The sequence below is a fragment of the Vibrio sp. 1978 genome, assembly GCF_033344345.1.
This window is the reverse complement of record NZ_JAWPOP010000436.1, coordinates 1-720: the sequence shown is the minus strand read 5'-3', so window position 1 is coordinate 720 and position 720 is coordinate 1. Positions and strand designations below refer to the sequence as shown.

The 720-nt window shown below is 44.6% G+C and carries 1 protein-coding gene; it reads left to right on the top strand.

The window, feature by feature from the left end; genetic code table 11:
• The coding region (locus R8N49_RS27090; RefSeq protein ID WP_318190445.1) for a DUF4136 domain-containing protein at positions 1-463 on the top strand (463 nt) is incomplete at its 5' end.
• Positions 464-720 lie beyond the last annotated feature (257 nt).

Sequence of the window (720 nt, the reverse complement as noted above, 5' to 3'; positions counted from 1 at the left end):
AGTAACGACAGACGTGGATAAACAAGCGGACTTCGCTTCTTACAAGACGTTTGATTTTGGTACTCAAAATGATGCCCCAGCAAGTATCGACGGACGCCGTATAGAACAAGGTTTGGCTGCTCAACTGGAATCGAAAGGGCTTTCTCGAGTTGCAAGTGGTGGTGATTTATACGTTCATCACGATATCGTTGAGGAGTCGGAGTTGGTATCGTCTGGTTCTTCTTTTAGCGTCGGTTATGGATGGAAGAGCTTTGGTGTGATTACATCAAGCCCTGAACGATATAAAGAACGCAAATACGGGAAGTTAGTGGTAGAGCTGGTGGATAGTAAGGCGAACCAAGTTGTGTGGAAAGGCGTTTCAAGCCGCAAGTTAACCGAATCAATGAGTACTGAGAAAAGGGAAAATTTGATCACAGAAGAAGTGGCGAAAATGTTCGAAAACTACCCATACGGCAAGAACTAAGTCCTCAGTTATATCAAACTGAGTGGCTAAAACCACGAGGCGAGAATTTCGATTGCAAATTCTCGCCCTCAGAGTTAAAAGTACGTATTACTGTGATGTAGGTGAACGTTGTGCGTGCTCTTCTTATTAGCTTTTTCGGGCTATTTCTGAGCTTATTGGCGGTTTCTGTCGGCCAAGAATCATCATCGCCTGAAACTACTCATCACTACACCGTCGGCAGTGCGTTTTATGATGAAGACGCACAAGTTTCCGAAACG